At 70.6% G+C, this 24,037-nt stretch carries 23 protein-coding genes and 1 pseudogene; 12 read left to right on the top strand and 12 right to left on the bottom strand.

All coding sequences use genetic code 11. The features are described 5' to 3' along the window. Nucleotides 1–43 precede the first annotated feature (43 nt). From ABZ297_RS15820 to ABZ297_RS15805, 4 genes are all read right to left on the bottom strand, one after another. Nucleotides 44–1,471 (bottom strand): xanthine dehydrogenase family protein molybdopterin-binding subunit, encoded by a 1,428-nt coding sequence (locus tag ABZ297_RS15820; RefSeq protein WP_355345576.1) that lies wholly within the window; start codon nt 1,469–1,471, stop codon nt 44–46. Then, the gene (locus tag ABZ297_RS15815; RefSeq protein WP_355345573.1) at nt 1,468–2,439 is read right to left on the bottom strand and encodes a xanthine dehydrogenase family protein subunit M; all 972 of its coding nucleotides are present in this window, start codon (nt 2,437–2,439) and stop codon (nt 1,468–1,470) included. Before ABZ297_RS15815 ends, ABZ297_RS15820 begins: the two co-directional genes overlap by 4 nt. Beyond that, nucleotides 2,436–2,945, bottom strand: coding sequence for a 2Fe-2S iron-sulfur cluster-binding protein (locus ABZ297_RS15810; protein WP_355345570.1), 510 nt, complete (start codon nt 2,943–2,945; stop codon nt 2,436–2,438). The genes ABZ297_RS15815 and ABZ297_RS15810 overlap by 4 nt, the downstream gene beginning before the upstream one ends. A gap of 210 nt (nt 2,946–3,155) precedes the next feature. Beyond that, the gene (locus tag ABZ297_RS15805; RefSeq protein ID WP_355345567.1) at nt 3,156–3,692 is read right to left on the bottom strand and encodes an NUDIX hydrolase family protein; all 537 of its coding nucleotides are present in this window, start codon (nt 3,690–3,692) and stop codon (nt 3,156–3,158) included. 287 nt (nt 3,693–3,979) lie between these two features. Between ABZ297_RS15805 and ABZ297_RS15800 the strand changes: the two genes are divergently transcribed. Together ABZ297_RS15800 and ABZ297_RS15795 are read left to right on the top strand one after the other, a co-directional pair. Next, the gene (locus ABZ297_RS15800) at nt 3,980–5,260 is read left to right on the top strand and encodes an alpha/beta fold hydrolase (RefSeq protein WP_355345564.1); all 1,281 of its coding nucleotides are present in this window, start codon (nt 3,980–3,982) and stop codon (nt 5,258–5,260) included. Beyond that, on the top strand, nt 5,253–6,572 hold the full coding sequence (locus ABZ297_RS15795) for an aminopeptidase P family protein (RefSeq protein WP_355345561.1): 1,320 nt from the start codon (nt 5,253–5,255) through the stop codon (nt 6,570–6,572). The genes ABZ297_RS15800 and ABZ297_RS15795 overlap by 8 nt, the downstream gene beginning before the upstream one ends. Nucleotides 6,573–6,658: 86 nt before the next feature. Here ABZ297_RS15795 and ABZ297_RS15790 read toward each other — a convergent pair whose 3' ends face one another. Continuing rightward, entirely contained in the window at nt 6,659–7,447 is a 789-nt protein-coding gene (locus ABZ297_RS15790; protein ID WP_355345558.1) for an AraC family transcriptional regulator, read from the bottom strand. A 70-nt stretch (nt 7,448–7,517) separates the two neighbouring features. On the opposite strand from ABZ297_RS15790, the gene ABZ297_RS15785 reads away from it, so the two are divergent. From ABZ297_RS15785 to ABZ297_RS15770, 4 genes and pseudogenes are all read left to right on the top strand, one after another. Then, the gene (locus ABZ297_RS15785) at nt 7,518–8,330 is read left to right on the top strand and encodes a phytanoyl-CoA dioxygenase family protein (RefSeq protein WP_355345555.1); all 813 of its coding nucleotides are present in this window, start codon (nt 7,518–7,520) and stop codon (nt 8,328–8,330) included. Then, entirely contained in the window at nt 8,327–8,602 is a 276-nt protein-coding gene (locus ABZ297_RS15780; RefSeq protein ID WP_355345552.1) for a hypothetical protein, read from the top strand. Before ABZ297_RS15785 ends, ABZ297_RS15780 begins: the two co-directional genes overlap by 4 nt. A gap of 77 nt (nt 8,603–8,679) precedes the next feature. Next, nucleotides 8,680–8,808 (top strand): FCD domain-containing protein, encoded by a 129-nt coding sequence (locus tag ABZ297_RS15775; RefSeq protein ID WP_355345549.1) that lies wholly within the window; start codon nt 8,680–8,682, stop codon nt 8,806–8,808. Next, nucleotides 8,766–8,969 (top strand): annotated as a pseudogene (locus tag ABZ297_RS15770) (D-galactonate dehydratase); the annotation flags it as partial. The gene ABZ297_RS15775 and the pseudogene ABZ297_RS15770, both read left to right, overlap by 43 nt. Nucleotides 8,970–9,136: 167 nt before the next feature. Here the strand turns inward: ABZ297_RS15770 and ABZ297_RS15765 are convergent. The 4 genes from ABZ297_RS15765 to ABZ297_RS15750 all read right to left on the bottom strand — a co-directional run bounded on the left by ABZ297_RS15765 (nt 9,137) and on the right by ABZ297_RS15750 (nt 12,348). Beyond that, nucleotides 9,137–10,375 carry a hypothetical protein gene (locus ABZ297_RS15765; protein WP_355345546.1) on the bottom strand — a complete coding sequence of 413 codons (1,239 nt, stop codon included), beginning with the start codon at nt 10,373–10,375 and terminating at the stop codon, nt 9,137–9,139. Between the two features lie 154 nt (nt 10,376–10,529). Next, nucleotides 10,530–11,393: an LLM class flavin-dependent oxidoreductase gene (locus ABZ297_RS15760; protein WP_355345543.1), complete on the bottom strand. Its 864-nt coding sequence runs from the start codon at nt 11,391–11,393 to the stop codon at nt 10,530–10,532. A gap of 77 nt (nt 11,394–11,470) precedes the next feature. Then, a complete protein-coding gene (locus tag ABZ297_RS15755) occupies nt 11,471–11,719 on the bottom strand; it encodes a helix-turn-helix domain-containing protein (protein ID WP_355345540.1) in 249 nt (82 codons plus the stop codon). A 164-nt stretch (nt 11,720–11,883) separates the two neighbouring features. After that, nucleotides 11,884–12,348 carry a MarR family transcriptional regulator gene (locus tag ABZ297_RS15750; protein WP_355345537.1) on the bottom strand — a complete coding sequence of 155 codons (465 nt, stop codon included), beginning with the start codon at nt 12,346–12,348 and terminating at the stop codon, nt 11,884–11,886. 122 nt (nt 12,349–12,470) lie between these two features. Here ABZ297_RS15750 and ABZ297_RS15745 point away from each other — a divergent pair, with 122 nt between their 5' ends. The 4 genes from ABZ297_RS15745 to ABZ297_RS15730 all read left to right on the top strand — a co-directional run bounded on the left by ABZ297_RS15745 (nt 12,471) and on the right by ABZ297_RS15730 (nt 17,292). Further along, nucleotides 12,471–12,647 (top strand): hypothetical protein, encoded by a 177-nt coding sequence (locus ABZ297_RS15745; protein ID WP_355345534.1) that lies wholly within the window; start codon nt 12,471–12,473, stop codon nt 12,645–12,647. Nucleotides 12,648–12,994: 347 nt separating this feature from the next. Next, nucleotides 12,995–13,327 carry a serine hydrolase domain-containing protein gene (locus ABZ297_RS15740; protein WP_355345588.1) on the top strand — a complete coding sequence of 111 codons (333 nt, stop codon included), beginning with the start codon at nt 12,995–12,997 and terminating at the stop codon, nt 13,325–13,327. A 567-nt stretch (nt 13,328–13,894) separates the two neighbouring features. Then, the gene (locus tag ABZ297_RS15735; protein ID WP_355345531.1) at nt 13,895–14,380 is read left to right on the top strand and encodes a hypothetical protein; all 486 of its coding nucleotides are present in this window, start codon (nt 13,895–13,897) and stop codon (nt 14,378–14,380) included. Nucleotides 14,381–14,382: 2 nt separating this feature from the next. Next, nucleotides 14,383–17,292, top strand: coding sequence for a M48 family metalloprotease (locus ABZ297_RS15730; protein WP_355345528.1), 2,910 nt, complete (start codon nt 14,383–14,385; stop codon nt 17,290–17,292). Between the two features lie 53 nt (nt 17,293–17,345). Here ABZ297_RS15730 and ABZ297_RS15725 read toward each other — a convergent pair whose 3' ends face one another. Both ABZ297_RS15725 and ABZ297_RS15720 read right to left on the bottom strand, forming a co-directional pair. Beyond that, nucleotides 17,346–18,554, bottom strand: a complete 1,209-nt coding sequence (locus ABZ297_RS15725) for an acyl-CoA dehydrogenase family protein (protein WP_355345525.1) — start codon at nt 18,552–18,554, stop codon at nt 17,346–17,348. A gap of 123 nt (nt 18,555–18,677) precedes the next feature. Then, nucleotides 18,678–19,658 (bottom strand): MFS transporter, encoded by a 981-nt coding sequence (locus tag ABZ297_RS15720; protein ID WP_355345522.1) that lies wholly within the window; start codon nt 19,656–19,658, stop codon nt 18,678–18,680. A gap of 425 nt (nt 19,659–20,083) precedes the next feature. On the opposite strand from ABZ297_RS15720, the gene ABZ297_RS15715 reads away from it, so the two are divergent. Further along, nucleotides 20,084–20,665 carry a TetR family transcriptional regulator gene (locus tag ABZ297_RS15715; RefSeq protein WP_355345519.1) on the top strand — a complete coding sequence of 194 codons (582 nt, stop codon included), beginning with the start codon at nt 20,084–20,086 and terminating at the stop codon, nt 20,663–20,665. A 110-nt stretch (nt 20,666–20,775) separates the two neighbouring features. On the opposite strand, the gene ABZ297_RS15710 is transcribed toward ABZ297_RS15715, so the two are convergent. After that, on the bottom strand, nt 20,776–22,215 hold the full coding sequence (locus ABZ297_RS15710; protein WP_355345585.1) for a helix-turn-helix domain-containing protein: 1,440 nt from the start codon (nt 22,213–22,215) through the stop codon (nt 20,776–20,778). A 401-nt stretch (nt 22,216–22,616) separates the two neighbouring features. On the opposite strand from ABZ297_RS15710, the gene aceA reads away from it, so the two are divergent. Then, complete coding sequence (gene aceA, locus ABZ297_RS15705) at nt 22,617–23,909, top strand: isocitrate lyase (RefSeq protein ID WP_355345516.1); 1,293 nt, start codon at nt 22,617–22,619, stop codon at nt 23,907–23,909. Nucleotides 23,910–24,037: the final 128 nt, after the last annotated feature.

Genomic DNA, 24,037 nt, shown 5'->3' with positions numbered 1-24,037 from the left:
AAATACACCGTATATACAACACAATTTCACTACCCGACGCTCTTCAGATCTCCCTGACCCGCTCGGGCGGGACGCCCAGGGCGTCGGCCGCGATGCGGGTGAGCGCGGTGCGCGCCCCGGTGCCGATGTCGGCGGCGGCGAGCCGGACCACGAAGTCGTCGTCCTCCGCGGTGGCCGTGGCCTGCGAGGGGAGGCGTCTGGACGGGTAGGTGGAGGCGGCGACGCCGGTGCCGACCAGCCAGCGTCCCTCGCGGCGGACGCCCGGCGCGGGATCGCGGCGCTCCCAGCCGAACAGCCGGGCGCCCTCGCGCAGGCAGGCCACCAGGTTGCGGGAGCTGAACGGCAGGCCGCTGTCAGGCTCGGTCTCGGGCTCGTTGCGGACGCGCAGCTCGACCGGGTCGAGCCCGGCGGCAACGGCCAGCTCGTCCATCGCGGACTCCAGGGCGTACATGCCGGGGCACTCGCCGGGGGCGCGCATCCACGACGGAGTGGCGACGTCCAGCCGGACGAGGCGGTGGGCGGTGCGCAGCGCGGGGGTGGCGTACATGACACGGGCGGGCGCGGCGGCCTGCTCGGCGAACTCGACCAGCGTCGAGCTCTGCTCGGCCACCTCGTGGTCGAGCGCGGTGAGGCGGCCGTCGACGTCCGCGCCGATCCTGAGCCGCTGGATCGTCGGCGTCCGGTAGCCGGTGACGTCGAAGAGCTGCTGCCTGGTCAGCGACACCTTCACCGGACGGCCCACGGCCCGCGCGCACAGGACGGCCAGGATGGCGTGCGGCCGGGTCGTCCCCTTGGCGCCGAAACCGCCGCCGACGTGCCGCGACACGACCCGCACCTGCTCGGGCGCGAGGCCCAGCGTCCTGGCGATCGTGTCGCGGTCGGCGGAGACGCCCTGCGTGGAGTCGAAGACCGTCAGGCCGCCGTCCTCGAACCACACGGCCAGCGCGGCGTGCGGCTCCATCGGGTTGTTGTGCAGCACCGGCGTCGTGTAGGTCACGTCCACGGTGACGGCCGCCGCGGCGAGCCCGGCCGCCACGTCGCCCTTGACGGTGTCGGTCGGCAGGCCGGGGTTGACCTTCTCCGGCCGGTACAGGCCCGGATGGTCGGCGCGCAACCGCACGTCGTGCCGGTCCTCCCGGTACTGGACGCGGACGTCGCGGGCGGCGGCGCGGGCCTGCTCCAGGGTCTCGGCGACGACGGCGGCGACGATCTGCCCCCGGTAGGCGACGTCGGGGCGCTGGAACAGCGCCAGCTCGGGGGCGGCGTCCGGCGACAGCTCCGGCGGATGCAGGCAGGACAGCACGGCCAGCACGCCCGGCCTGGCGAGCGCCGCCCGCGCGTCGACGTCCGTCACCCGGCCCTTGGCGATCCCCGCCTGGACGGCGAAGGCGTGCACGACCCCCTTGACCGGATACTCGGCGGCGTACGTGGCCAGCCCGGTGACCTTCTCGCGGCCTTCGATGCGGTTCATGTGGCCAGCTCCCGGAGGGTGTGCACGATGAGCCTGCGGGCCAGCGGCACCTTGTAGGCGTTGCGCGGCAGCGGCCTGGCCCGGTACAGCTCGGCCTCGGCGGCCCGCGCGAACGCCTCGTCGCTCACCGGGGCGCCGATCAGCTCCTCCTCGGCGCTCTCGGCCCGCCACGGCATGTGCGCGAGGCCGCCCAGCGCCATCCGGCAGTCCCTGATGACGCCGTCGCCGCCGACGTCGAGGACGGCGGCGATCGACACCAGCGCGAACGCGAACGACGCCCGCTCGCGCACCTTGCGGTAGGCGGACACGCCGGGCGGCGGCTCCGGCAGCTCCACGGCGGTGATCAGGTCGCCGGGGCCGAGGACGGTGTCGAACTGCGGCTCGCCGCCGGGCAGCCGGTACAGGCCGGGCATCTGGAGGACCCGGTCGCCGCGCGGCCCGGTGACGTGCACCTCGGCGTCCAGAGCGGTCAGCGCGACGGCCATGTCCGAGGGGTGGGTGGCCACGCACTCGTCGGAGTATCCGACGACCGCCAGGTTGCTGTGGTCGCCCTCGATCGCCGGGCAGCCGGTGCCGGGCTCGCGCTTGTTGCACGCCTTGGACACGTCCTGGAAGTACGGGCAGCGGGTGCGTTGCAGCAGGTTGCCGGCGACCGTCGCCTGGTTGCGGATCTGCCCCGACGCGCCGGCCAGCACCGACCTGGCCAGCATCGGGTACCGCCCGCGCACCAGCGGGTGGGCGGCCAGGTCGCTGTTGCGGACGGCCGCGCCGATGCGCAGCCGGTCGCCCACGGGTTCGACGGTGTCCAGCGGCAGCCTGCTCACGTCCACCAGGTACTGGGGTTCCGCCACGCCCAGCCGCATCAGGTCGACCAGGTTGGTGCCGCCGCCCAGGTACATCGTGCCCGGCTGGTAGCGGCTGACCGCATCCGCCGGGCTGGTGGCCAGCGCGTACTCGAACGGCCTCATGGCTTCACCGCGCCGACGGCGCTGATCGCGCTGATCGCGCTGACAATGTTGGCGTACGCGCCGCACCGGCACAGGTTGCCGCTCATCCGCTCGCGGATCTCCTCGGCCGTCAGCTCCGGGTCGGCGAGGAGGTCCTCGGTGACGTAGCTGGGGCCGGCCTCCCCCAGCATCCCGGCGGCCGAGCAGAGCTGGCCGGGGGTGCAGTAGCCGCACTGGAAGGCGTCGTGCTCGATGAAGGCCACCTGGAGCGGGTGCAGCCGCTCGCCGTCGGCCAGGCCCTCGACGGTGGTGATGTCGCGCCCGTCCTGGGCCACGGCCAGGGCCAGGCAGGAGTTGGCCCGCCGCCCGTCGATGAGGACGGTGCACGCGCCGCACTGGCCGTGGTCGCAGCCCTTCTTCGAGCCGGTCAGCCCGAGCCGCTCGCGCAGCAGGTCGAGCAGCGACGTGCGCGGGTCGACGCTCAGGGTGCGCTGCTCGCCGTTCACCTGAAGGGTGATCTCTGCCATGGCGCTCGCGTACCCGAGGCCCGGTCCGGCCAACCCCGGCCGATCGCCAAAGTCCTGGACGATCAGGGAACGGTGCAGTCGCGGATGACCAGACTGCATCTCCGCGGTGTGCCGGCCCGACCGCTGCGACCACGCCCCGTGGCGCCTCTTGTGAGGCGCCACGGGCGGCTCAGGCGAGGCGCGCCGGCCGTTCCGAGGGCGGCGGGCGGTTCAGACCAGGCGTCCGACGTGCGCGAGCGCCTGTTTGAGCAGGACGCCCTGCCCGCCCGCCATCTCCTGCTGCACCATCGGCGAGGCCGCCTCCTCCGGCGTGAACCAGACGAGGTCGAGCGCGTCCTGGCGCGGACGGCAGTCGCCCGCGACCGGCACGATGTACGCCAGCGACACGGCGTGCTGGCGCGGGTCGTGGTACGGCGTGACACCCGGCGTCGGGAAGTACTCCGCGATGGTGAACGGCTGCGGCGAGACCGGCACGTTGGGCAGCGCCACGGGGCCGAGGTCCTTCTCCAGGTGGCGCAGCAGCGCGTCGCGGACCCGCTCGTGGTGCCGCACCCGCCCGGAGACCAGCGCCCGGCTGACCGTCCCGTCTGGGGCGATGCGCAGCAGCAGGCCGACGTGCGTCACCACGCCGGTGTCGTCGACCCGCACGGGGACGGCGTCGACGTAGAGGATCGGCATCCGTCCCCGCACCGACTCCAGGTCTTCCGGGGTGAGCCAGCCCGGTACGGTTTCGGTCTTTTCGGTCATTGCTCGATCGTACTTCCCGGCCCGGCTCGTGGTCCGGCCGACAGGGCCGCGGGGGTCGCATATCTCCTTGTTTCCAGCTTTCCGACTAATTACGTTCTGTTCACAGACCCGATTTCCTTCCTGTCCCCTCTTGGCAGTTCGGCTCCCTGACACCTAGGGTTCAGTGCAATGCCACACATTACTGAGAGGCCAGATGGCGTCGGAGCAGGTCACGCCGCATCCGGGGGATCGCGCGGGTGCCGTCAGGGCGTCCGCAGGCGGGTCGCGTTCGTGAAGGAGAGGACCAGGTGACCACGTACACGATTCCCGGGATGCGGGTGCGCGACCACATCGAGGAGGTGCCGCTCGACTGGTCCGACCCCGGCGCGGGCACGATCACGGTGTTCGCCCGCGAGCTGGCCGACGCCGCCCGCGCCGAGGACGACCTGCCGTGCCTGCTGTACCTGCAGGGCGGCCCCGGCGGCAAGGGCCCGCGGCCTGTCGGCACGTCCGGCTGGCTCGGCCAGGCGCTGCGCACCCACCGGGTGATCCTGCTGGACCAGCGCGGCACCGGCCGCAGCACCCGGATCGACGGGCGCAGAATGAGCGCGCTCACCCCCGAGCAGGGCGCCGAGCACCTCGCCCGCTTCCGCGCCGACTCGATCGTCGCCGACGCCGAGCACCTGCGCAGGAACGTCTTCGGCGGCAGGCGCTGGGAGACTCTGGGGCAGAGCTACGGCGGCTTCCTGACCCTGACGTACCTGTCGAAGGCGCCGCAGGGGCTGCGCGCCTGCTACGTGGCAGGCGGCCTGCCCGCCCTGGAGCCGGACGCGTCCGAGGTGTACCGGCGGACCTATCCCCGTGTCGCGGCGAAGAACGAGCACTTCTACCGCCGCTACCCGCACCACGTGGAGACGGTGGGCAGGCTCGCCGACCGGCTGGCCGAGGGCGACGTCCTGCTGCCCGACGGCGACACGCTGACCGTGCGGCGGCTGCAGTCGCTGGGCATCGACTTCGGCATGAAGCCCGGGTACGAGCGCATGCACTGGCTGCTCGACGAGGCGTTCGAGGGCGACTACCTGACCGACACCTTCCTGCACCAGGTGCTCGCCCGCTCCGCCTACAGCGACAACCCGCTCTTCGCCGCGCTCCAGGAGAGCATCTACGGCTCCGGTCCCGGCGCGACGGCGTGGGCCGCCGAGCGGGAGCGCGGGCGTCACCCGGGGTTCGCCGAGACGTCCAGGCCGCTGCTGTTCACCGGGGAGATGATCTATCCCTGGATGTTCGAGGAGATCCGCGGCCTGCGTCCCTTCCGCGCCGCCGTCGAGCTACTCGCCGAACGGGCCGACTGGCCGCCCCTGTACGACCTGGACCGGCTCGCGGCCAACGACGTCCCGCTCGCCGCCGCCGTCTACTTCGACGACATGTACGTCGACGCGGGCCTGCAACTGGACACCGCGGCCCGGATCGGTAACGCCCAGACATGGGTCACCAACGAGTACGAGCACGACGGGATCGGCGAGGAGCGCGTCTTCGCCAGGCTCACCGAGCTCGTACGTGACATCGGAGGAGGTATCACCGGTGAGTGAGGGTAAGCTGCCGAAGTTGTCAGAGATTCCGGCGTTCATGGAGTACATGGGCCAGGGCTGGGACGTCCCCGACCGGACCCCGCCCGTCGTGCCCGGCGCCGCCGAGGCCGCCGCCGCCCACCGGGCCAGGCTGGCCGCCGCGCTGCCCGGCCAGGAGATCGTGGTGGCCGCGGGGCGCGCTCCGGTGCGCAGCAACGACACGTTCTACGACTTCCGTCCCGACAGCGACTTCTACTGGCTCACCGGCTGCACGGCCGAGGCCGCCGTGGTCACGGTGCGCGACGGCGAGGCGACCCTCTACCTGCCCGTCCCCGCGTACCCCGGCGAGCCGGGCTTCTTCGCCGACGCCGCCCACGGCGAGCTGTGGGTGGGCGCGGCGCCCTCCCTGGCCGACTGGTCGTCGGCGCTGGGGATCTCCGTGCGCCCGCTCGCCGAGCTGCCGGACCCGCCCGCCCTGACGGAGGAGGCGGGCCGGGTCCTGGCCGAGCTGCGCATGATCAAGGACGAGTGGGAGGTCGATCAGCTCCGCCAGGCCGTGGACCGGACCGTCGAGGGCTTCGCCGCGGTCATCGCGGAGATCCCCGCCGCCGTGTCGGGCGCGGGCGAGCGCTGGCTGCAGGGCACCTTCGACCGCTACGCCAGGGCCCACGGCAACGGCCCCGGGTACGCCACCATCGTGGGCAGCGGCAAGCACGCCCCGACCCTGCACTGGGTCCGCTGCGACGGCCCCGTCCTGCCGGACGAGCTGCTGCTGCTCGACATGGGCGTGGAGGTGCGCAGCCACTACACCGCCGACGTCACCCGCACCTTCCCCGCCTCGGGCAGCTTCTCCCCCGCCCAGCGTCAGGTGCACGACCTGGTGGAGAAGGCGCACCGCGCGGCTCTCGCCCAGGTGGGCCCGGGGCGCCGCTTCACCGACTTCCACCACTCCGCCATGGAGGTGATCGCCCACGGCCTGGACGACTGGGGCCTGCTGCCGGTTTCGGTGGACGAGGCGCTGTCCGACCGCGGCCAGCACCACCGCCGCTACCTGATCTGCGGCATCGGCCACCACCTGGGCCTGGACGTGCACGACTGCGCCAGGTCCAGCCACGAGGCCTACCAGGGCGCGGTCATGGCCCCGGGCATGGTGCTCACCGTGGAGCCCGGCCTGTACTTCCACGCCCACGACCGCACCGTCCCGCCGGAGCTGCGCGGGATCGGCGTCCGCATCGAGGACGACCTGCTCGTCACCCCTGACGGCGCCGAGGTGCTCTCGTCCGCCCTCCCGCTGGACGCGACCGGGCTCGAGCACTGGATGAAGACCGCCTGACCACGCCCGCCGGACGGCCCCGCACCCCACGGTGCGGGGCCGTGTCCGTTCTCCGGCATCACGGCGGCGCGGTCAGGTAGCCGCTTCTATCCCCCCGCGCCGGCTCTGATGGCGCGGGGCGGGGCGCCCAGCTCGCGACGGCACGCCTTGTTGAACGCCTGGACGTCCGCGATCCCCACCGCCGCCGCGACCGCCGGAATGGGCAGCGTCGACTCGCGCAGCAGGTGACGGGCCCGCTCCACCCGGCGGCGGCGGACGTAGGCCACCACGGTGCTCCCGGTCTCGGCGCGGAACAGCCGGGTGAGGTGGTTGTGGGAGATCCCGGCGGCCCTGGCGATGTCCGGCACGGCCAGCGGGCTCGCCAGGTTCGACTCGATGTGCGCGATGGCCGCGGCGACGGCGACGTGCGGCCCCGCGGCCTCCGCCAGGCGGGCGACGTGCCACAGGACCGTCCACACCTGAGCCGTGGCCATCGCGGGCTCGGCGGGCGCGACGGCGATGGCCTGCCGCAGCAGCCCCGCCAGCAGCGGCGTCTCGGCGCCCGCGTCCTGCATCACCGGCACCGTCCGCCCCGTGCCCGTGCCTGTGCCTGTGCCTGTGCCTGTGCCGGGCAGGCGCAGGTGCGCGTAGAGATGCTCGGACCTGCCCCGGTACAGGTAGTGCACCTGCACGCCCGGCGGGATGAGGCTCACGTGGCCCTCCCTGATGGGGTGTGTGGTTGCGCCGACGGTGAGTTCGGCGGAGTACCCGTACAGGTGCAGCTGCCACAGGTCGGGAAGCATGAACACGTCGCGGCGGCTCCTGACCCCGTGCACGCTCACGCCCAGGTTCACCACGACGGGCGGCTCGTCCAGCGGGACCCACACCCACTCCATGGTGAAAAACTACCAGTAATAGTGATCCTGACCCACGAAAGCGCAGGCACTTTCCTTCTAGCGTTGATGCATGCCAACCAGCAATCACCTCCTGTCCTCGGTACAGGTGGCACGCTTCGTGGCGCACGGGTTCCTGCGCCTGGACGCGGTCGTGCCGGACGAGATGAACGCCCAGGCGACCGGCGTGCTGACCGCCGGGATTCCGGCCGTCCCGTACGGCACGCCGCTCACGGACGCCTTCCCCGAGGGCTCGTTCGCCCGCCGTCTCGTCGACCTCCCGCCGGTCGCCGGAGCCCTGCACAGCCTCGTCGGCCCTGACCCCGCCATCGACCACCACGCCGTCCACGTGCGCGAACCCGACGAGGGCAGGGCGCAGCCACTGCACGGCGACGCGATCATCGACACGCGTCCCGACGCGTTCGACGTCCAGCTCATGTACTACCCGCAGGAGGTCACCGCCGAGATGGGCGGCACGCTGCTCGTACCGGGCAGCCACCTGCGCCGCACCAACGAGAGCGACACCGGGCGCTACCAGAACCTGCGCGGCCAGATCAGGCTCACCTGCCCGGCGGGCACGGTCCTGCTGCTCCACCACGGCATCTGGCACGGCGGGCGGCGCAACGACAGCGACAGGCGCCGGTTCATGTTCAAGATCCGCTTCAATCCCGCGGTCCCGCAGGTGCGGCTCTGGGACACCGCCGACCTCGCCGACCCGGCCGTCGCCGCCGAACTCCGCACCCGCTTCCCCTGGTACGAGCACGCCACCGGACGCCTGGAGATCTACAACCGGGTCCAGCTGTGGCGGGCGCTGACCGGCGACGACAGCTTCGACCTCGACCACTGGGTGACCCGCGTGACCAACCGCCCCCGGAGAACCGCATGAAGCAGCACGTCCTCGTCCTCTACCTCGCGACCTCGGCGCTCGACGCCCCGGTGGTCGGCTGGTCCTCCTACGACGGCACCGGACGCACCACCCCCACGACCGGAGACGGCGACGACCCGCCCTACGCGACGGGCGTGGACGCGCTGCGCGACGGCTGGCGCCTGTTCCAGGCCTCGCAGCTCATCCCGCCGTACCCGGGCCACGAGTACGACACGTCCTTCCTCAAGCACGAGTTCTTCTTCGAGAAACTCGACAACGACCCCTCACTCTGAACCCGTCACCCCTCGGTCGGACGCACCCGCTGGTCGCCCCTGGCTTCCTGCGCGACCTGCACGACCTGCGCTCGATCGTGGAGCCCTCGGTCGCCAGGCCGGCCGCGCTCCGCCGTACCCCCGAGCAGCTCGACGCGTTGCGACAGACGCTCGACGCGATGGCGGCGGCGACCCGCTGCGGATCGAGGACCACTGGCAGGTGCTGACCAAGGGCGGCTTCTACCGGGGCGGCCCGGTGCTGTCGAGCGCGGTGGCCGGGCTGGACCAGGCGCTGTGGGACATCGCGGGCAAGCACTACGGGGCTCCCGTCCACGCGCTGCTCGGCGGCCCGGTGCGCGACAAGATCAGGGTCTACGCCTGGGTCGGCGTGGTAGTCGACGAGCAGGCGGTGCGGCAGGCGGACCGTCATCCGCACGCCTGGCGCAACCCGGTGTGGCGGCACGACGACGGCTCGATGGCTGAGTGGTGATCACGCAGGCCTCCCGCAGGAGCCGTTTCGGCCTGCCTTTGCTGCGCGGCCGGTGCCGCGCCGGCTCAGTCGCCGTGGAGCCCATCGGGATCGCAGTAGTCGACCTTGTTCGTGGGCTGGAAGTTCGCCACGATGATCTCTCGCCTGAACTGCCCGCCCGTCGGCACGTCCTCCGCGGACGCCTCGAACGTGAACTGCTGGGCCGGGCGGAGCTGCTTGCCACCGATGACGACCGGCCTGCGGACCATGTAGATCGCGGGGAACGGGCAGCAGTGGTAGCTTCCGAGCGGCTCGAGTGCGGCGTTGACGGCGTACCTGATGAAACCTTCGCGGAAGGCGGCGTTGATCTCCGCCTGGATCCGGAGGGTCGCGGCCGGATCGGGGTCGTACTCCCACATCTCCTTGATGGACTGCCAGGCCCGGGGGTCGGCCTTCCAGAAATCGCGACGCTGCGGATCCGTGAGGCACCAGGGGTCGAAGTCGCGGGCGTTCACCGTGAGCGAGTCGTAGGTGGCGGGGGCGGGGGCGGGGGCGGCCGAGCCCCGGTAGCCGGCGATGCGCTTGGGCATCGCGATGAGCTGGCCCAGATGGTAGTAGAGCTCGAGTGCCCGCTGGAGCCGTCCCTCGATCGCCTCGTGCAGGCGCGGCTGGGGGTGGGCCTTGAGCAGGCCCTCGGCGTAGTCCGCGGCGGTCGCCGCCTCGGCGGCGAGCTGTCGGAGCCGTTGCAGGTCGCCCCGGTGCTCGTAGGCGTCGGCGACGGTCTGTTCGAAGATTCCGAAGGCCACCTCGGCGTGCTGGCGAATCGCCCGCGACGCGGCCAGCATGCCGTGCAGATGCGGCAGCGGACACGGATCGGCCTCGGCCCATTCGGGCAGGTCGGCGGGCAGCTGAAGTTCTTCCTCGACCAGGTAGCCGGGGTTGCCCGCGGCCTGGCGGGCGCGTGACACCCAGCCTTCGACCTGGTCGAAGCACGCGGCCACCTGCCTGCTCGTGACGGTCGGCACGTATCCGGTGGTACGCGGGTCGGCGGCGTAGTCGGCGTCCAGCAACTGTTCGCCGATGGTCTGCAGGACGAACGCGTTCCACGTGCACAGCAGCTGCCCGGAGGCGGATCGGGGGCCGTGCCAGAGGTTGACGCCTTCCTGGGCGAGGCGTAACCGCAGGGCCTCGGCGTGTTCGAGCTCGGTATAGACGATCCCGCCCGCGCGCCGATACGCCTCGAGTTCGTCCGAACGCACCTCGCCCTTGAACGCCGCGACCACGCGGGTCACCAGCGTCGGCTTCGTCGGGTCCGCTGTCGTCACGTGGGTCCTCTCTCCAGCGCCGGATGGTGATCCGTACCCTAAGCCGTTTCACACGCCGACGCCGGACCCCTTCACCGGCGAGAGGCAGTGATCGTGCAGCGGGTCGTGGTCCGGTGGTCCAGGTGCGGGCCGCCGGGGCGCGCCCGGCGGACCCTCAGTGGAGGCTCGGCGGCCCCTGTTCGATGCGACGCATCACCGGCGCGAGCCGGACGATGTCGTCGTCGATGGGCCGCCGTTCGTCCCACCACGTCGCGCCCGCCTCGGCCAACGGCCCCAGCAGGTCGGCGGACTCGGCCGCGCCGGTGGGGCTCACGCCGCCCACGACGACCTCGAAGGGCCGGTCCACCTGGTCCCCGCGGTGCTCCTGGACGTAGCCGACCAGGTCGCGGACCTCGCCGGCGGCCGGCGCGTGGCCGTACCTGGCGGAGGCGAAGAGCGGGATCGCACCGTCCCATCGGGCGGCCCGTCGCATCGGCCTGCGGTTCGGCCAGTACCCGGCGATCCAGACCGGCACCCGGGGACGCTGCACCGGAGTGGGCAGCAGGGTCACGTCCCGGACTTCGTAGTGCCGCCCGCTGTGCGTCACCGGGCTTCCCGACCAGTACCGCTCGAGCAGGTCCAAGCCCTCGTCGAGACGTTCCGCGATCACCACCGGGTCGGTGGACTCGCCGAAGCTGCCGTACTCGTCCTCGATCGGTCCGCCGAGTCCGGCGCCGAAGATCACCCGCCCGCCGCTCAGGTTGTCCAGCGTGGCCACCTGGCGGGCGAGTTGCTGGGGCCGCCGTCTGGCGACGGGGGTGACCATGGGGCCGAGTCTGATCCGGGAGGTCGCCAGTGCGGCCGCGGTCAGCAACATCCACGGGTCACCGAAGGTCCATTGTCGGCTCTTGTAGTGCACCACGTGATCCCAGAGGAACAGCGCGTCCCAGCCTGCCTCCTCCGCCGCCAGAGCCACCGACGCGACCGTCCTCGCGTCAGCGAAATCACCGAAATTCGGAACATTGATCGAGAAGCGCATGGTGGCATGATCCTTCACCCGTCGAACCCGGCGCAGCCCTTTTATCTCCACGGAAGGGGCAGCGCACTCCGCCGAGGTCAGTCGGCCCGCTCCGCGTAGGGTGACTCTTCCCAGGCGTTCACGTCTGCGATCTTGTAGCGGACGTACCTGCCGATCCTCACGAAGCGCGGTCCACCATCACGTGAGTTCCATTGGTACACGGTCGAGACGGGAACACCTACCCGTTCCGCAAGGTCCTCTGGAGTCAGAGGCTTCGCTACCACCGGTCCCCCCACGATCCCGGCCGCCTTTCGCAACGCTTGTCGCCACTTGCCAATGTGACGCATTTGACGCATTTGACGCAAGTGTCACACAATGACGCGTCACACGCTTCGGCAACCTCGCATGCTCACGACAAGAATGCGATGCCCGCGAGGTTGTCCCGGGACCTCCCCGAGAGATCTTGACGTCACCTTCGGCACGGACGGGCGCCCGAGAAGATTTTGAACCGTCAGTCGTCCTGCGCCCTGGGGTCATCGGCGCGGTGCGTTGCCGCGATCACTCGCATCAGCGAGTGGTGCAGGCGCTCAAGCTCTTCGATGTCCATGCCGAGTCGGGCGATGATGGCGGGAGGGATCTTCTCCGCTTCGTCTCTGAGCCGCCGACCGTCGGGAGTAAGAGTCACAGCCAGGGCGCGTTCGTCCTCGCTGTTGCGCTCGCGGTGGACATACCCAAGGGCTTGGAGCCGCTTGAGCAGCGGAGATAGCGTGCCGGGGTCGAGCTGGAGCAGTTCTCCCAGCTCCTTTACCGACAGGGGCTCGTTCTGCCAGAGCGCGAGCATGACCAGGTACTGCGGGTGGGTCAGCCCCATCGGTTGCAGCAGCGGTCGATACAGGCCGATCACGCTGCGCGAGGCGATGCTGAGGGCGAAGCACACCTGCCGATCCAGCGCCAGCAGATCTGTTGCCTCTCTCACAGTCTCCATGCGTGGCACGCCTCCGATGCCCTCTGGTAATTTACTTTGTGTACAAACTGATAGCCTACCAACAGATAGGCTACAAATCGATTGTGGGCTGCCCTCGCAGGGAGGAACACCTCATGTTTCACCGCAAGCCGATCGAGGAGCGCATCGCCGAGCGTGTGGCGAAGCTGCCTCCACTGAAGGAGGGCAAGCACTTCGAGCACGGCCCGGCCAAGTTCGTGTTCGTCACGCTGCTCGCCGCGGTGGCAGCCATGCACCTCATAGGGCTGGCTATCGTCATGCACTTCGCCTGACCAAAGCCAACACTGCATGGGCAGACGCCACCAGCACGGCGCCGCCGACCACTCCCCACGTAGCGATGGCAGCATCCAGACTGTGGTGACCGTCAGAGCGATGCCGACCACTCCCCCACCCTGCCGCTCCAGCGCCAGACCGTCCGCCCCGGCCAGGACGTCGATGATCGCGGCCTTGACATCACCCGGAGTCGCACGCGGCCCCTCTGCGCGGCCGCCCCCGGCGCGAGGCTCACGCCCGGCCTTCCTCGTGCTGGTGAACTCCTCAATCCAGCCCATCGTCAGGTCGTCGATCCGGCCGGCCGCAGGTTGGCGAGCGATGCACTTCGGCTTGGCGGTGTACAGCCATCGCATCAACGCCGCCCACCGCGGGGGCGTACCACCCCCGCCAACCTCAAGAACCTCTACGGCACCCACCCCGAGCCATCCGCGATGGCGTCCTGCGCGAAGAGTTGCACCGCCCGCCAGGCCGAGCCGTCGAATACACCGACCGCGCCCCTCTCATTCTGGGCTTCCTCGCCGAACACCTCACGGGCACCCCGATGAACCGGCTCGCCACGGAACGGATCTGGCAGCCGCTGGGGATGACCGACACCCGCTTCGGCTCTCACCGAAGCAGCAACGATGGGCTGTCCTGCTCACCAACAAGTTCTACTACAGCCGCGACCGCGACCCGTTGATGACCTTCCGCGCGCTCGCGTTCGACTGATACAAGTTCCGCAGCGCGAAAACGCCCCGCCCCTTCCGGAGCGGGGCGTTCTTCGCGTGTTCGTCCTCAGATGGCAGTGACCACCCTGCCGTTCAGCAGAGCCGTGGCCTTCCAAGGCCGTGTCAGCAGCACATGCTGGCGTTTGCTGGCGACGCGGTCACGGCGAATGCGGCGGTCATGCCGGTCGAGACCATGATTGCTAGGGCGAGGGCGATGATCCGACGGCGCATGGTGTCCTCCTTGGCGACAGGGGTCTGAAGCGCCTTAGCTTCTGCCTTTTGTGTCAACAATTCTGGATGCGGCCATGGTGGGGCAAAACGTTTCCACGCTGATGCAATACCTCAGTTCAAAGCCCGAGAGCGAATCCTTATATTTCACGAGTTTGCCTGCGTCGTTGGGTTCCTTCGGCCACGATAGTGCTCCTGCACGGCGCCATATCCATCGCGGAACATGACAAAGCGGGGATGCCATGAGTTCTGAAGCAGCTCTACCCAGCAGCAAAAACACGCATAGCGCGGGCGGGACCAGGGTGCTCGACGTGGTCCGCGACGTGGTGGCCGGGGTCGCGCCCGAGGAACTCGTGCTCGTGGACGGGCTGGCCGGGCTCGACGACGACGCGGTCATGCGGCGGCTGGGCCGGCGGGGCGGCCGGCGCGAGCCGTTGGGGTTCGGCCTGGGTGAGGTCGCGGTGCTGGTGACTCCGGTGGTGTGGCTGGTGGTTGACGAGGCCGCGCGGCGGTTCGGGAGCGCGGTAGGGGAAGACGCGGCCAAAGGGACGAAAGCCGTGCTGCGCAAGCTCTTGCGCAGGCCGGCGGCGGCCGTGGTCGTCCCTGACCTGACACGTGAACAGCTTGCCGGAGTCCACCAGCAGGTGGTCGAGACCGCCGTGAAGCACGGGCTGGAGGACAGTCGCGCGCGGCTCATCGCCGACGCCGTAGCGGGCAGGCTCGCACTGGCCGCTGCAGGAGGCGACGCCGATGAACCGGACGGCCCGGACTCCGACGGCACCGCGGCCCTGGATTAGCGATGGCGAGCGTGGTTGCCCCGCCACGAATCGACGAGCGGGCGATGGCCGCCGGCACGACCGTGCGGTTCACACTGCTGCTGGTCCTGCTGGTGGTGAGTAGCGGCTCCATGATGCAGGCCGTGACCAACCGGTTCTACGGCGCATCCGACTACGGTTGTCTGCTCGCCGCCGGAGGTGATCCCAACCAGGGCGTAGGCCGAGCCACCGCCGCCAGGATTGTTCCGTACTTCGACGCCTACCAGGCATGCCGGGACCGCTACGAGCCTGGGGCGCCGTTGTGGCTGACCCTGCTGTGGCCGGTCCTGCTGGTGACGGTGACCGTCGTGCTGTTTTGGTGTCTGCCGCGGTGGAAGGCGCGGCGCGGCCGGCTCGTCCCGCTGGAGGCGATCGACCACGACGGCGAGATCCGGCGCAGGCTGGCGGAGTTCGCGGCGGTGGCCGGTCTGGACCGCCTGCCGCGAGTCGTCGTCGACCCGGCGGCAGCCTCCACCAGCGCGGTGGTGTTCGGCAGCAATCGCCGGCCGATCGTGTGCCTGCACGGCGGCCTGCTCGCCCGCAGGAGCACCGACCCCACCGCGTTCCGAGCGGTGGCCCTGCACGAGTTCGCCCACGTCCGCAACGGCGACGTCACTCTCACCTACGCCACCATCGCCGTGTGGCGAGTGTTCATCGCCCTGGTGCTCCTGCCGTACGTCCTCTGGAAACTCAGCGAGATCCCCGCTTCCGCGCGGTCGCAGTGGTGGCCCGCTGATGCACCGTATGCGACGCGTGAGCTGCTGCTTGCGGTCGTCATGGTCACGCTGGTCTATCTCGCCCGGTCGGACGTGCTGCGCAACCGGGAGATCTACGCCGACCTCGCCGCGGTGCGCTGGGGCGCGGATCCGCGCGGCTGGGCGTTCACGGCATCCGACCAGGCCGGGGGCAGGTTGCGGCGGGCACTCGGCTCCTTCGTCGAACTGTGGCGCACCCACCCACGCTGGAAGCTGCGCCGGGACGCTCTGGCCGACCCGGCGGCACTGTTCGGTGTGCAGGCGCTGCCGATGTTCCTGACCGGGGCCGCCGCCCTGCTGATCGAGACTCAGACGGAGGCCTACTGGTCACTCGCAGTCAATGCCTCGGCGGCCCGGACGACGACGACTGCGCTGGTGGCGGCGGGTCTGACCAGCGGGGTGGCCGGGACCGCGCTGTGGCGGGCCGTGGCCCACGCGGTGCTCACCGGGCGCCGCATGCCCTCCGGCGTGCGTGCGGGGCTGTGGCTGGGAGCCGGATTGGTGGTCGGCGAGCTGCTCTGGAACCGGGTTGCGATCGGGCAGTGGTTGCCGAACCACCCGTTGGTGCTGGCGCTGGTTCTGTGTGCCGGAGCGGTGTTCGGCTGGTGGACCGCGCAATGCGCTCAGCTCTGGGTCAGGGCGTGGCCTGGGCGCACCATCCAGCCGGCCATGCTGCTGGGCCTGTCGGCTGCGTGGTTGGTGCTGACTTCGTGGTTCGCGTGGTGGTCGAGCCAGGGCACGCAGCTGACGAGCCTAGGGCTGTTCTACGGTGCCGGGGCGGGTCGGGTGGTGCAGGACACGTTCGGCGTCTTTCCCAACGACGATCCGGCCATGCTGTCCATGATCGGCGTGGTGTTGGAACCGCTGTCGAGCCTCGACGGGCCCCTCGTCCTGTCCGCGGTCGCGGCCTTGTGGGTGGTGCCGCTGCTCGCCTGGACGCTCCGCCCGGCCACGGTCCCGCCCCGCTGGGCATTCGGCGCCCTGGGCGGGGCCGGCAGGCCGGCGGCGCCAGGGGAGGTGTCGCCGCCGCTTCGGCGCGTGCTGCTGGTCGCGCTGGCGGGCGTGCTGACGTGCTGGGCCGCCGTCGCGGTCGTGATGGGGTACATGCACACCTGGCAGTCCCCGTCCGGGGAACAAAAGTCCTTCTACGTCCTGGTCTACCAGGCGTGGGCGCTCGTGGCCCTGGTGGCGGGGGCCACAGCGGCCGCCATCGCCGCGAGCGTCCTGGCACGCCGCTACCGGCTGCTCGTCGCGCTGATCACCGCCGAGAGCGTGGCATTGGGCGGCCTCGTCGGCCACTTCGTGCTCACCGCCGCGAACGGATGCTTCCAGCCGCTGAACACGCTGGCGACTCGCTGCCAGTGGCGGCCGGGCGTGGCCTGGTCACTCGTCCACATGCTTCTGGGCTATGTCCTTGTGCTCACCGCGATCACCGCGATCATCGCGGCCGCGATCGTGTCAGCGGCCCGGAGGGCCTGGCGATCCAGAACGGAAAGCACTGTCCCCGAGCCGCGGTCCGGACGGGTGCAGGGTGGGCTCACCGCCCGTCGCCTCTGTGCGTTGGCGTTGTCCGCCGCAGCGGTGGCGGCAACCGTTACAGCAACCGGACAGCAGAGCTCGTCCGAACAACAGAGCTCGTCCGGACGCACCCCCAGGATTGATGTGCAACAGCTGGTGCCCGTCGACGACGCGGCTGTGCCTGACAGCACCAGGCGCCTGCAGGTGGCCGCCTGGTGGTTCCGCGGCGGGCAGGACCTGCAGGATCGCTACATCACCGTCCTCAAGCGTCTCATCGCGGCCCAGAAAGATGCCGCGGACTCCGGGCACGGTGACGTCGACCCGGCCCTCTTCCGCCCCCTGTGCATCGACATGGGGCAGATCGCCCGCGACGCCGGCCGTTACTTCCCGGCCCCCGACCCCGAGATCCAAGCACTCTGGCGGACGTTCATCACCCAGGCGGAGAAAGCCGGCGGGGACTGCCAGCAGAGCCTGGATCACGGCGACACCGACCTCTTCACCGCGTTCATGAACGAATTCACCGAGGCAGCGAAGGCCCTCGTGTCGGTCTCAGGCCGGGTTCTCGAGGCGGGCCGGGCCGCCTTCCAGGAGAAGCCGGGGGGCCTCCCAAGCCGCGAATAGCGAAAACTCGGCAGCCATCGGTGGCCATGCCGCCCCTCGGACCTGCGAAATTATCACCGCACCGGCAGGCCGGTGACGGCGCGGCCGATGATCAGCCGCTGGATCTCCGACGTGCCTTCGAAGATGGTGTAGATCTTGGCGTCTCGGTGGAAGCGTTCCACCGGGTGCTCTCTGGTGTAGCCGGCGCCGCCCAGGATCTGGATCGCCTGCTCCGTCACCCATACGGCCGTCTCGCCCGCCACCAGCTTGGACATGGAGCCCTCGGCCTGTTCGAACGGCCTGCCGTTCCTGGCCATCCAGGCGGCTCGCCAGGTGAGGAGGCGGGCGATGTCGACGCGGGTCGCCATGTCCGCCAGCAGGAAGGCTATCGCCTGGTTCTCGCCGATCTTGCGGCCGAACTGCTCGCGCTCCCTGGCGTAGTCTCTGGCGTACTCGAACGCCGCTCTGGCGATGCCCACCGCCATCGCCGCCACCGAGGGACGGGTGGTCTCGAAGGTGCGCATGGCCGCCTGCCCGCCTGCTCGTTCGCCGTTGCGGACCTTGGCCAGGCGGGCGTCGAGCTTGTCCTCGCCTCCCAGCAGGCAGGAGCCGGGGACGCGGACGCCGTCCAGGACGACCTCGGCGGTGTGCGAGGCCCTGATGCCGTGCTTTCTGAACTTCTGGCCCATCGACAGGCCGGGGGTGTTCGGCGGGACGACGAAGGACGCCTGGCCGCGGGCGCCGAGAGCCGGGTCCACTGACGCCACCACCACGTGGACGTCGGCGATGCCGCCGTTCGTCGCCCAGGTCTTGACGCCGTCGAGGACCCAGTCGCCCCGGTCGTAGACGGCTCGGGTGCGGATGGAGCCGATATCGGAGCCCGCGTCCGGCTCCGAGGCGCAGAAGGCGCCCAGCTTGACGTCGTTCTCCGTGCCGAACATCTGCGGAAGCCACTCCCCCAGCTGTTCCTGGGTGCCGTTCGAGGCCAAGGCGGCGGCGGCCAGGCCGGTGCCGACGATCGACAGGCCGATGCCCGCGTCGCCCCAGAAGATCTCCTCGAACGCCACCGGGAGCGCCAGGCCGCTCTGCTCGAACCACTGGGTGGCGAAGAAGTCCAGCGAGTAGAGGCCGGCCTTGGCGGCTTCCTGGATGACAGGCCAGGGGGTTTGCTCGCGTTCGTCCCACTCGGCGCCCGCGGGGCGGATCACGTCCCGGGCGAAGGCGTGCACCCAGTCGCGCACTTCGACCACGTCGTCACTGAGCTCCGGGCAAAAGCCGCTCATACGCTCGCTCCCTGAAATGTCCGGTGGTGGGCGGCCGCGCACGTGACCCGGCCGCCCAGGCGTTACCGCCGGTAACACGCTACCGGCCCACCGTTGCCCGCAGGAAGGCCAAGCGGGACTACTTCAGCCGCGCGGACCCCAGCACAGCCAGCGCCCCCGCGGCCATCGCGACCGCGAGCCCGAACATGAGCGGGACAACCCGCCGAACGCGGCCGCCACCTGCGGCCCGACGCTGCCGCCGACGGCGAGGGCGAAGGAGAACAGCGCCAGCGCCGTGCCCCTGGCCTGGCCCGCCCTGGACGAGACCGACTCGTTCAGGCTGGGCAGGCCGCCCGTGATCGCCGCGACGTAGACGGCCAGCAGGAGCGCCAGGCCGAGCGCGGTGGCGTCCGCGAAACCGATGACGGCGAGGGCGAGCGCGCCGAGCGAGAGGAGGGAGACGACCCTGGTGGTCGCGGGGATCCGGCCAAGCCAGGGCATGAGCAGCGGGATGAGCACGATCGTGGCGGCGTACCGGAGCAGGAGCACCCGGTCGAACAGCAGTGCGGGCACGGACCGGTAGGCCGACAGGAGCGACCCCGTGGCCGCGCGCGGCAGGTCTGGCAGCATGACGGCGCGCAGTCCGAGTGCGGCCAGGGCGAAGCCCGCCGCCGACAGCAGGAACAGGCCCCGCCAGCCGATCGCGTCCACCAGCAGCTGGGACGCGACCTGGAGCAGCACCGCCGAGGCCAGGAACGCGCCGGTCACCGCGGCGATCGCGACGACCCGGCGGCGGGGCTCCAGCCGCTCCGCGAGGTAGGCCATGCCGGCGGGCGGGAACGTCGCCACGGCCAAGCCCTGCAGGGCCCGCAGCGCGAACGCCACCTCCGGACCGGGGCTCGCGGCCACCAGCGCCGTCGTGACGGCGGCCAGGGGGAGACCGAGCATGAGCAGACGTCTGCGTCCCAGGCGGTCCGACAACGGGCCGAAGACCAGGAAACCGATGCCGTAGCCGATGCCGAAGGCGGTCACGAGCCAGGTCAGGCCGCCCGCCGACGTGCCCCAGCCTGTCGCCATGTCGTGCAGCAGCGGGATCACCACGTAGAGCTGACCGCTGACGAGCACGGCGGTCAGGGTGAAAGCGGCCAGCGTCCGCCCGAAGGGGGCGACGGCGCTCCGAGCGGCCGAACGGCCTGGGAGCGCATCGGGTGGCGTCGCGTGGCGAACGGGTGTGTCGTCTCGCAGGCGCACGTTGTGGCGCAGACGGGCGTCGGCGCGGCCCGGAGATACGCGGCCGTTGCCGCACGGAGATGCGCCGGCGCGGCTCGAAGACGCGTCCCCCCGGTACACAGGCGCGTCGCTGTGACGTGGAGGTACGTCGTTTGGTGAAGGCATGGCGTCGCGGAGGGGGCTGCCGGGTCGGGCGCGGCGGCGGGCGGTCAAACGAGGAAAGGAGATAGCCATGGGCTGGACCGTAGCCAACCAACTAGTTGGACGTCAACTGTTTGGTTGGTTTGCAACCAACCGGTTGGTAGTGGCAGGATGGCGCCATGGCAAGCAAGGTCTCAACCGCCGCGACGCGGGCCGCCCTGCTGGAGGCCGCACGCGAGGAGTTCGCCGCGTACGGCGTCGCGGGCGCGCGCGTCGACCGGATCGCCGAGCGCGCGGGAGTCAACAAGGAGCGCATCTACGGCCATTTCGGGAGCAAGGAGAAGCTCTTCGACGCAGTCATCACCGAGGCGCTCGACGACCTCACGGCGCAGATCGCGCTGCCCGGCGCCGACCCGGTCGACTACGTGGCCAAGCTGACCGACTACTACCGGGCCCATCCCGAGCTGGTGCGGCTGTTGATGTGGGAGGCGCTGAACTACCGCGGCCAGGAGCTGCTGCCAGGCCAGGAGGCGCGGGTCGAGCGCTGCGCCCGCAAGAGCGCCTCTCTCGCCGAAGGGCGCGGCGAGGAGCCGTCGCCGGCCACGGCGCGCACGCTGTTCCTACTGACGGGGCTGGCGCTGTTCCAGTCGATGATGCCGCAGCTGGCCCGCATCATGCTGGGCGACGAGGCCGACTCCCCCGAGGGCAAGCGCCACCTACGCGACCAGGCCGCCGCCTTCGTCGCCGCCGCGCTGAAGTGACCCCGCCGCGTGCGCGCCGCCCATTCGGGGCGCACGTGTTCGCGTAGTGGGCAAATGGCCGCATAAGGCGCCGCGGCCGTTTCGGCTCGCCTTCGGCCGGTGCGGTCGGCTCAGGTCGTGGCCGCGTGCCGTTCCAGGAAGGTGTAGACGTCCGCCTCGTCCACCCCCGGGAACGACCCGGGCGGCAGGGCGGCCAGGACGTGGGAGTTGGCGCGCGCCGAGGGCCAGGCGTAGCCCTCCCAGCGTTCGGCGAGTTCGGCCGGTGGGCGGCGGCAGCAGTCGCCCGTCGGGCAGTTCGACCTGGTGCGGTTGGTCGTCTCGCGCCCCCGGAACCAGCGGGACTCCTTGAACGGGACCCCGAGCGTGATCGCGAAGTCGCGCTCGCGGGACGGGTCCACGTGCGCGACGCAGAAGTACGTCCCGGTGGGCGAGTCGGAGTACTGGTAGAAGACGGAGAACCGGTCCGGCGAGGAGAACACCTGGCGGCCGGACCACTGCAGGCACATCCGCTGCCCCTCGATGGCGCCCTGCTCGTCGGCGGGGAAGACGATGCCGTCGTTCTCGTACGCCTTGTAGATGATGCCGCCGGCGTCGTTGCGGACGAAGTGGCACACCAGCCCGAGGTGGTGGGTGGCCAGGTTGGTGAAGCGGTGCGCGGCCATCTCGTACGAGACCGCGAACACGTCCCGCAGGTCCTCCACCGACAGCGCCCGGTCGGCCTTGGCTTCCTGCAGGAAGAGCGCGGCGGTCCGCTCCGGCACCAGGACCGCGGCGGCGAAGTAGTTGGCCTCGGTGCGCTGGCGCAGGAAGTCGGCGAAGTCGCGGGGCTTGCCGTGCCCGAGGGCGAGGTGGCCGAGGGTCTGGAGCAGGATCGTGCGCGGGGTGTGCATCCCGAGCTGCTCGTGTTTGACGTAGATGCGGCGGTTGCGGAGGTCGGTGATGGAACGGACCGATCTGGGCAGGTCCTGGGCGGTGTGGACGGTGTAGCCGAAGTGGGTGACGAGGCTCTGGACGGTGCTCTGCGACAGGGCGCCGGTGCGGTAGCCAACGGCGGTCAGGGCCTCAGCGGCGGCCTTCTCGATCTCGGGGAAGTAGTTGCCCAGTTCGCGCTGCCTGCGCCGGAGCTCGGCGTTGGCGGCCCTGGCCTCCTCGGGCGTGGCCGTCCCTCTCGCCTGCCTCGCCCGCAGCTCCCCGTACAGTCCGAGCAGGTGCTCCAGGACGTCGTTCGGGACCCGCGCCGACACCTTCAGCCTCGGCAGCCCAAGGCCCGCGTAGATGGGGTCGCGCTGGGCCTCCTCCAGGGCGATCTCCAGTTGGGCGCGGCGGTTGGGCGGCTGGCGGCGCAGCAACTCCTCCACCGGGACGCTCAGCGCCGTCGCCAGCGACTTCAGCAGCGACAGCTTCGGCTCTCGCTTGCCGTTCTCCAGCAGTGACAGCTGGCTGGGCGCCCGGCTGACCCGCGTCCCCAGGTCGGAGAGGGTGAGTCCGCGTTGTTTGCGCAGGTGGCGCAGCCGCTGCCCAAAGGCGATGAGATCGAGCTCCTGCGTCAAAGACAGCGGTTCTTCGCCCAGCAAGGAGGCCATGCGGGAATCTTAGACAGAAATTCCGCCCATTTTCTACCCCCGTGTAGTGCGTCCGGCGACGAAGGCCTGCCCCACCGGGCACCCCGTCCGCAAGCGGTGTTGCGGGATGCGGCGGCAGCCCGGTCATCGTCTCGCGATGGGCGGCCTCGCCGGGGCGCCATGTGACCGGTGGGAGCCCCGCGACGTGAGTGCTCTCGGCATTGGTCTAGTCCAACAGGAAAAGTTGCGATTTCTTCTCTGTCGAATACTGACAAGTATTTAGCTGACAGGAAATTTCATCGTTCTTCTGAAGAGGTGAGCCTTTGGTGTGACCGCTTGAGGGCAGAGACTCAGCACAAGCACCCAGGGGACGACAAAGGAGCAGAGCGATGAACGATCGCCTCAAGGGAGCTGCCGAGCAGCTGCGCGACGAATGGGAGAACGACCCTCGCTGGGAGGGCATCGAGCGCACCTACAGCGCAGAAGACGTGATCAGGCTGCGGGGCAGTGTCCAGGAGGAGCACACGCTGGCACGGCTGGGCGCCGAGCGGCTGTGGAGCCTGCTGCACAGCGAGGACTACGTCCACGCCCTGGGTGCGCTGACCGGCAACCAGGCGGTGCAGCAGGTGAAGGCGGGCCTCCAGGCGATCTACCTGTCGGGCTGGCAGGTGGCCGCCGACGCCAACCTGGGCGGGCAGACCTACCCGGACCAGAGCCTCTACCCGGCGAACTCGGTGCCGGCGGTCGTGCGCCGTATCAACAACGCGCTGCTGCGCGCCGACCAGATCACCTGGTCGGAGGGCGTCACCGACGGCCCGCACTGGCTCGCGCCGATCGTGGCCGACGCCGAGGCCGGGTTCGGCGGCGTGCTGAACGCCTTCGAGCTGATGAAGGGCATGATCGCCGCGGGCGCGGCGGGCGTGCACTGGGAGGACCAGCTCGCGTCCGAGAAGAAGTGCGGCCACCTGGGCGGCAAGGTGCTGATCCCGACCGGCCAGCACATCAAGACCCTCAACGCCGCCCGGCTCGCCGCCGACGTGGCGGGAGTGCCGTCCCTGATCATCGCGCGGACCGACGCCCAGGCCGCGACGCTCCTGACCAGCGACGTGGACCCCCGCGACCAGCGCTTCACCACCGGCGAGCGCACGCCCGAGGGGTTCTACCGGGTCCGCAACGGGGTCGAGGCGTGCATCGCGCGCGGCCTTGCCTACGCACCGCACTCCGAGCTGCTCTGGATGGAGACCGGCACGCCCGACCTGGACGTCGCCCGCGAGTTCGCCGAGGCCATCAAGGCCGAGTACCCCGACCAGATGCTCGCCTACAACTGCTCCCCGTCGTTCAACTGGAAGAAGCACCTGGACGACTCCACCATCGCCAAGTTCCAGCGAGAGCTGGGGCACATGGGGTACAAGTTCCAGTTCATCACGCTGGCCGGGTTCCACTCGCTGAACTACTCGATGTTCGACCTCGCCCAGGGGTACGCGGCGGACGGCATGACCGCCTACGTCGAGCTGCAGGAGGCCGAGTTCGCCGCCGAGTCGCGCGGCTACACCGCGACGCGGCACCAGCGCGAGGTCGGCACCGGCTACTTCGACCTGATCAGCACCGCCGTGTCGCCGGACTCGTCCACGACCGCCCTGAAGGGGTCCACGGAAGAGGAGCAGTTCGCCACAGCCCACTGATCAGCACGAACGCGCCGGCGACCTCCAGGGCATGGGACGGCTCCCCGGCGGACGAGGGCCGCGCCAGGCTTCCCCCCGGCCTGGCGCGGCCCCTTCACGTTGTCGGCCTTACGAGGATGCGGGCGGGG

The organism is Nonomuraea sp. NPDC005983, assembly GCF_040614375.1.
GTDB lineage: Bacteria > Actinomycetota > Actinomycetes > Streptosporangiales > Streptosporangiaceae > Nonomuraea.
The sequence above is the reverse complement of the archived record's forward strand: the minus strand, read 5'-3'. Positions and strand labels throughout refer to the sequence as shown.

Coding starts and splice junctions, on each gene's coding strand:
- ABZ297_RS15820 (WP_355345576.1), bottom strand. CDS start 1,471: ATGAACCGCATCGAAGGCCGCGAGAAGGTCACCGGGCTGGCCACGTAC.
- ABZ297_RS15815 (WP_355345573.1), bottom strand. CDS start 2,439: ATGAGGCCGTTCGAGTACGCGCTGGCCACCAGCCCGGCGGATGCGGTC.
- ABZ297_RS15810 (WP_355345570.1), bottom strand. CDS start 2,945: ATGGCAGAGATCACCCTTCAGGTGAACGGCGAGCAGCGCACCCTGAGC.
- ABZ297_RS15805 (WP_355345567.1), bottom strand. CDS start 3,692: ATGACCGAAAAGACCGAAACCGTACCGGGCTGGCTCACCCCGGAAGAC.
- ABZ297_RS15790 (WP_355345558.1), bottom strand. CDS start 7,447: ATGGAGTGGGTGTGGGTCCCGCTGGACGAGCCGCCCGTCGTGGTGAAC.
- ABZ297_RS15785 (WP_355345555.1), top strand. CDS start 7,518: ATGCCAACCAGCAATCACCTCCTGTCCTCGGTACAGGTGGCACGCTTC.
- ABZ297_RS15780 (WP_355345552.1), top strand. CDS start 8,327: ATGAAGCAGCACGTCCTCGTCCTCTACCTCGCGACCTCGGCGCTCGAC.
- ABZ297_RS15760 (WP_355345543.1), bottom strand. CDS start 11,393: ATGCGCTTCTCGATCAATGTTCCGAATTTCGGTGATTTCGCTGACGCG.
- ABZ297_RS15755 (WP_355345540.1), bottom strand. CDS start 11,719: ATGCGTCACATTGGCAAGTGGCGACAAGCGTTGCGAAAGGCGGCCGGG.
- ABZ297_RS15745 (WP_355345534.1), top strand. CDS start 12,471: ATGTTTCACCGCAAGCCGATCGAGGAGCGCATCGCCGAGCGTGTGGCG.
- ABZ297_RS15730 (WP_355345528.1), top strand. CDS start 14,383: ATGGCGAGCGTGGTTGCCCCGCCACGAATCGACGAGCGGGCGATGGCC.
- ABZ297_RS15725 (WP_355345525.1), bottom strand. CDS start 18,554: ATGAGCGGCTTTTGCCCGGAGCTCAGTGACGACGTGGTCGAAGTGCGC.
- ABZ297_RS15715 (WP_355345519.1), top strand. CDS start 20,084: ATGGCAAGCAAGGTCTCAACCGCCGCGACGCGGGCCGCCCTGCTGGAG.
- aceA (WP_355345516.1), top strand. CDS start 22,617: ATGAACGATCGCCTCAAGGGAGCTGCCGAGCAGCTGCGCGACGAATGG.